The following is a 6,123-nucleotide window of genomic DNA, read 5'->3' as shown; positions in this document are numbered from 1 at the left end:
TTGCGTGATAGGTTGGTCTGCTTCGCTTCCGATACATAAGTCAATGCCGAAACGTGCCCACGGATGTCCTTTGCAATATTGATGTACAATATCACGGAAAGAATGAGAACCGTCTTGTGGCTCTGCCGGATAAATCACTTTCTCTGTGATGCTTTCCTCTATCTTGTCACGGGGGCGGGTTGCACAATTATCGTAAAAGAAATTATAACGGTACACCCGATTCTTGGGGTGGTAGTTCTCTTGCAGTAAGCGGATTAATTCGACTTTCTCTTTATTAGTCAAATTTAAAGTCTGCTGCCATACACTGCGTCCGAAAAAGGCGTATTCTCCTGCAAAGTAGGAATAATCAGTCGCCCCCAACTGGTAGTCCGTCTCTCCAAGTGAAAAACGGAGAATGAAATTGGGGGTGTTGAAACTGAATAATCCGTAATTGAACACAATATCGATGCCTTGTGAAGGATTTTCGTAGCGGATAGCTGTGTGTCCGAATAGGGAATATATCTCTTCTCCGGGGGCACAGGTCAGCAGGCTGAGGCGGATGGAGTCATTGCAGTTGGCAGTTGTTTGTCCAAAGGGCAGGAGCAACAAGCAAAAAGAAAGAACTATATATAAAAAAGGTCGTTTCATCAGTAGATTCGTTTTATTTTGGCAGCGAATATACGAAGATTTGTTGGATTCGGGAAACAGAACGTCTGTTTTATCTGAAATGAAAAAATAAGATAATTTCTTCTCTATGCTTCAATTTCCCTTTTTTTACTTTACCTTTGCGCCCGCTTAAAGATGAATGCATTGAACTTAATTATCGACATAGGGAATACAATGGCGAAAGTCGCTCTCTTCAATAATAATGGGGAGATGGTGGAAGTGTTGACTGAATCCAATCAATCATTGGATTGTTTGCGAACTCTTTGCTCCAAATACCCGATGGAGCAGGGGATTGTGGCCACTGTTATTGATTTGAATGAACGGATACTTGCTGGTTTGTCAGCTTTGCCGTTTCCTTTGCTGTGGCTTAATCATAAAACACCTTTGCCGGTGGTCAACTTGTACGAAACTCCCGAAACATTGGGATACGACCGTATGGCTGCTGTGATAGGTGCTAATGAGCAGTTTCCCCACAACGATATATTAGTCATCGATGCAGGAACTTGCATTACTTACGAATTTATTGACTCGAAGGGGCAGTATCATGGTGGTAATATTTCTCCCGGCATGCAGATGCGCTTCAAGGCGCTTCATCAGTTTACCGGACGTTTGCCTATGGTAGATACTAATGGGCGTAAACTCCCGATGGGACGAGACACTGAAACCGCTATACGTGCCGGAGTGTTGAAAGGTATGGAATACGAAATTTCAGGTTATATTGAGTCTATGAAACATAAATATCCTGAACTTTTGGTTTTTTTAACGGGCGGAGATGATTTTTCTTTTGATAGCAGCGCAAAAAGTGTCATCTTTGCAGATAGATTTTTAGTGTTGAAAGGATTAAATAGAATTTTAAACTATAATAATGGTAGGATTTAAACAGACACTTTGTGCGCTTTTGCTCACGACTTTTGCAGGAGTGGCAGTCGCTCAAAATAATACAAACTCTCCTTATACACGATATGGCTATGGCGATTTAGTCAATCAGAATTTCGGAAATAGTAAAGCAATGGGAGGGATTGCCTTTGGATTGCGCGATGGTTCACAAATTAATCCGTTGAATCCTGCTTCATATACTGCTATTGACTCACTGACATTCTTATTTGAAGGAGGAGTGAGTATGCAAAATGCTAATATCAGTGATGGCGCTTTGAAGTTGAATGTAAAAAATTCGAGCTTTGATTATATTGCGATGCAGTTTCGGTTGCATAGAAGACTGGCAATGAGTATCGGATTACTGCCATTCTCAAATGTCGGTTATAATGTGTCACAGGGATATTCGGAGACATCTGCCAGTCCGAGTTACACAAAGCAGCTGTTAGGTGATGGAGGTTTGCATCAATTATATGCCGGTTTGGGTGTGAAGGTACTTAATAACTTAAGTATTGGTGCTAATGTTTCTTATTTTTGGGGAGACATAACACGTACCTTGGCTATGGTATATCCTTCTTATACGGATGTAGACGGGCAAACAGTTTCCAATTCGTATGTAGAGTCGACCGGAATGTCGGTTCGTGATTATAAACTGGATTTTGGTATACAATATACACAACCTATTGGTAAGAAACATTTAGTAACATTGGGAGCTGTGTTTTCTCCGAAACATAATTTGAATAATGATACTTATGTGCAAACCAATACGAGTGTAATAACTACTAAAGATACGATTGCAACATTCGGATTACCGAATAGTTTTGGAGCTGGTATTACTTATAAATATGATGACCGCCTGACGGTGGGAATTGATTACAGCTTGCAAAAGTGGGGGGATGTGACTTATATGAATCAACCTAATGCATTTTGTGATCGTACAAAAATTTCGGTAGGCGCTGAATATTTGCCTTCGAAACTTGGAAAAACTTATTTTGGACATGTGAAATATCGTTTAGGAGGTTATTATACTACTCCTTATTACAAGACAGAAGCTGGTGAAAGGGCTTCACGTGAGTATGGTGTTACAGCTGGTTTGGGTTTACCTATTCCACGCTCACGTTCTATCGTTAGTCTAACAGCGCAGTATGTGCGTGTAGAGGGTTTGCAGACTGGTATGTTGAATGAAAATATTTTGAGATTCAGCATTGGAATCACGTTTAATGAACGTTGGTTCTTCAAACGTAAGGTTGATTAATATTGAATAGACTAATTATATAACAACTAAAATTTAGATACAATGAAGATTAAAACGCTTGTGGCTGTGTTGTTCCTTTCGGCGGGTGCAACCTCTGTTGCGGCACAGAACGATAGCATCTGTATCCCCAACAGTAGTGTATCACATGAAGCTGTAAAAGCAGGTAACTTTAAAGATGCCTATGCGCCGTGGAAAATAGTGTTGGAAACCTGTCCTACACTTCGCTATTATACTTTTAAGGACGGTTTTACAATTTTGGAGGGTTTGATGTCCAAAATGACTGATAGGAATAGTCCTGAATATAAGAAGTATTTTGATGATTTGATGCATACGCATGATGTGCGTATGAAGTATATTCCCGATTTCCAGACAAGAATGAAGGGAGTTCCTTCGGTAGAAGATGCATTGGGTGATAAGGCATTGGCCTACATTCAGTTTGCGCCATCTCCGGATGTAAATCAGGCTTATGAATGGTTTAAACAGTCTCTTGAAGGAGCTAAAGCTGATGCTTCTCCTAATGTGATGCATTTCTTCCTGGATATGTCTTTGCAAAAGTTGAAAGCAGATCCTTCTCATAAAGAACAGTTTATTAAGGATTACTTACTTGACACTCAGTATACGGATGAAGCAATTGCTAAAACTGAGAAAGAGAACATTAAGGCTGCTTTGAGATCTGTTAGAGAAGGTCTGGATGCACAGTTCATAAATAGTGGAGCTGCTACTTGTGAGTCATTGCAAGAGATATATGCTCCTAAAGTAGAAGCTAATCAGGGAAATCTGGAAGCTTTGAAAGAGGTAATTAAAGTGATGGCTATGATGGGCTGTAAAGATAGTGATGCATATCTTCAGGCATCTTTATATGCTTACAAACTGGAACCAAGTGCTGATGCTGCTATCGGTTGTGCTGCTATGGCATTCAAAAAAGGAGATATTGACGGTTCCGTTAAATTCTTCGATGAAGCTATATCTTATGAAACTGATAATGTAAAGAAAGCAGAGTCGGCATATAAGGCTGCCAGTGTATTGGCATCAGCTAAGAAGATTTCGCAGGCAAGAAGTTATGCCCAGAAAGCTATCAGTTTCAATGAAAACTATGGTGCTCCTTATATCCTGATTGCTCAGTTATATGCTGGTAACTATAAATGGAATGATGAACCGGCATTGAATAAATGTACTTTCTTTGCTGCCATTGATAAATTGCAAAGAGCGAAAGCAGTAGATCCAAGTGTGGCTGAAGAAGCTAATAAGTTGATTTCTTCATACTCTGCTTATACTCCGGAAGCTAAAGACCTGTTCATGTTAGGTTATAAAGCTGGCGACCGTATCACAATTGGCGGATGGATCGGAGAGACTACAACGATCAGATAATATAATATGTTACAAGAAAAAAGTAACTTTTTATTTAGTAAAAACATGAGCATAACAATTGTCCTGGGGACAATTGTTATGCTTCTTTTATTTTCTTCCTGCGGAGGGAAGAAGAAAGAGCTTGGTGAGGCTATAACGGAACGGGATTCTTTGCCTTCGATGGCAACTTTAGGGGTTGTAACCTATATTTCGGATTCGGGTGTGACACGCTATCGTATGGAGGCCGAGGAATGGTTGATGTACGATCGTAAAAGACCTTCTTACTGGGCATTTGAAAAAGGTGTCTATCTTGAACAGTTTGATTCTTTATTTAATGTAGATGCCAGTATAAAAGCTGATACTGCTTATTTCTATGATAAGCAAAAACTTTGGAAGCTGATGGGAAATGTCGATATTAAAAACCGAAAGGGAGAACGGTTTAATACAGAACTGTTGTATTGGAATCAGGCCACTGAGAAGGTTTATTCGGATCGGTTTATACGTATAGAACAGCCCGATCGGATTATTACCGGGTATGGTTTTGATTCTAATCAGCAAATGACCATCTATCAGATAAGAAATATGGGAGGTATTTTTTACGTAGATGAAGAAGAACAAAAAGCATCAACGGATTCTGTAAGATAAGTATGAGTATTATTGTTTACCTTTTAATAACTATGGCTTTCTCAGCCTTCTTTTCGGGCATGGAGATCGCGTTCGTCTCTGTTGACAAGCTACGTTTTGAGCTTGAGCGAAAAGGGGGGCTGTCATCAAAAATTCTGTCTGTATTCTTCAAAAATCCAAATGATTTTATTTCTACGATGTTGGTTGGTAACAACGTAGCATTGGTTATTTATGGTATTCTGATGGCACAGATTATTGGAGATAATTTGTTGTCCGGGTTTATCACTAACCACTTTCTGATGGTATTGGTACAAACCATCATTTCAACATTAATTATTTTGGTGACAGGTGAATTCCTGCCTAAGACATTGTTTAAAATCAACCCTAATCTGGTACTGAATGTATGTGCCGTTCCTTTGTTTATCTGTTATATTATCCTTTATCCCATATCGAAACTTTCTTCCGGACTTTCTTATATGTTTCTGCGTCTTTTCGGAATGAAGATAAATAAGGAGGCATCAGCAAAAGCATTTGGTAAAGTTGACTTGGACTACTTTGTACAATCCGGTATTGATAACGCTGATAATAGTGATGAACTGGATACCGAGGTGAAGATATTTCAGAATGCGCTTGATTTCTCAACTATAAAAATCCGGGATTGTATTGTGCCACGTACAGAGGTAGTGGCTGTTGATTTATCTACTTCACTTGAAGATTTGAAAAATCGCTTTGTAGAATCCGGAATTTCAAAAATTATTGTTTACGACGGAAATATTGATAACGTAGTCGGGTATATCCATTCTTCAGAAATGTTTCGTAACCCTAAGGATTGGCGGGACAATGTAAAGGAGGTACCTATTGTGCCTGAGACGATGGCTGCTCACAAATTAATGAAACTTTTTATGCAGCAAAAGAAAACGATAGCTGTGGTAGTGGATGAGTTTGGAGGTACTGCCGGAATTGTTTCTCTGGAAGATCTGGTAGAGGAAATTTTTGGTGACATAGAAGATGAGCATGATAATACATCGTATATCTGTAAGCAGATAGGAGAGGGGGAATATGTACTCTCCGGCCGTTTGGAAATTGAAAAAGTAAATGAAACTTTTGATCTTGATTTACCGGAAGCGGATGACTATCTGACTATTGGTGGATTGATTCTGAGCCAGTATCAAAGCTTCCCGAAACTGCATGAAATAATTTCCGTAGGGCGTTATCAGTTTAAAATTATTAAGGTAACACCGACTAAAATTGAGCTTGTGCGGCTGAAAGTGATGGAATAATGGTGTAGACCTCCATTTTTTTTGCTAATAAATAGATGTATATTAGCATTTTTTGTATCTTCGTGCGCTAAAACAACTGAGACGAAAATAATAATAAAC

At 39.2% G+C, this 6,123-nt stretch carries 6 protein-coding genes; 5 read left to right on the top strand and 1 reads right to left on the bottom strand.

Features of this window, described 5'->3' with window-relative positions; translation table 11 throughout:
- Positions 1–627, bottom strand: a 627-nt coding sequence (locus tag QX565_RS02675; RefSeq protein WP_289291127.1) for an Lnb N-terminal periplasmic domain-containing protein, incomplete at its 3' end; no start/stop codon positions are given.
- A 162-nt stretch (positions 628–789) separates the two neighbouring features.
- Between QX565_RS02675 and QX565_RS02670 the strand changes: the two genes are divergently transcribed.
- Genes QX565_RS02670 through QX565_RS02650 form a run of 5 tightly spaced genes read left to right on the top strand, consistent with a single transcriptional unit; the run spans position 790 to position 6,024 of the window.
- Positions 790–1,524: a type III pantothenate kinase gene (locus QX565_RS02670; protein WP_336594089.1), complete on the top strand. Its 735-nt coding sequence runs from the start codon at positions 790–792 to the stop codon at positions 1,522–1,524.
- Positions 1,511–2,773: a BamG family beta-barrel-assembly machinery protein gene (bamG, locus tag QX565_RS02665; RefSeq protein WP_221648721.1), complete on the top strand. Its 1,263-nt coding sequence runs from the start codon at positions 1,511–1,513 to the stop codon at positions 2,771–2,773. Before QX565_RS02670 ends, bamG begins: the two co-directional genes overlap by 14 nt.
- A gap of 42 nt (positions 2,774–2,815) precedes the next feature.
- Positions 2,816–4,141, top strand: a complete 1,326-nt coding sequence (locus QX565_RS02660) for a tetratricopeptide repeat protein (protein ID WP_221648720.1) — start codon at positions 2,816–2,818, stop codon at positions 4,139–4,141.
- 45 nt (positions 4,142–4,186) lie between these two features.
- A complete protein-coding gene (gene lptC / locus QX565_RS02655; protein ID WP_195450047.1) occupies positions 4,187–4,765 on the top strand; it encodes an LPS export ABC transporter periplasmic protein LptC in 579 nt (192 codons plus the stop codon).
- A gap of 2 nt (positions 4,766–4,767) precedes the next feature.
- Complete coding sequence (locus QX565_RS02650; RefSeq protein ID WP_221648719.1) at positions 4,768–6,024, top strand: hemolysin family protein; 1,257 nt, start codon at positions 4,768–4,770, stop codon at positions 6,022–6,024.
- Positions 6,025–6,123: the final 99 nt, after the last annotated feature.

The organism is Bacteroides sp. 41_26, assembly GCF_949740115.1.
GTDB classification, from domain to species: domain Bacteria; phylum Bacteroidota; class Bacteroidia; order Bacteroidales; family Bacteroidaceae; genus Bacteroides; species Bacteroides nordii.
Note: the sequence above shows the minus strand (reverse complement) of the source record. Positions and strands in the feature narration are given on the sequence as shown.